The sequence below is a fragment of the Vibrio sp. R-1 genome, from assembly GCF_035615595.1.
Classification (GTDB): Bacteria; Pseudomonadota; Gammaproteobacteria; order Enterobacterales; family Vibrionaceae; genus Vibrio; species Vibrio cholerae.
Genome location: NZ_WPDC01000382.1, coordinates 1 through 205 on the forward strand (window position 1 = coordinate 1; position 205 = coordinate 205).

1 pseudogene is annotated in these 205 nt (G+C 54.6%); it reads left to right on the forward strand.

The annotated features are described in order from the left end of the window. A pseudogene (locus GOU96_RS18580) lies at positions 1–205 on the forward strand (transketolase); the annotation flags it as partial.

Here is a 205-nt window from a genome sequence, read left to right on the forward strand (position 1 = left end):
TGGAAGCGTTCGGCAAACTGCTGCCAGAATTTATGGGCGGCTCAGCTGACTTGGCGCCTTCTAACCTCACCATGTGGTCTGGCTCTAAGTCTCTCACAGCAGAAGACTTCTCAGGCAACTACATCCACTACGGTGTGCGTGAGTTTGGTATGACGGCCATCATCAACGGTATCGCGCTGCACGGTGGCTTTGTGCCTTACGGTGC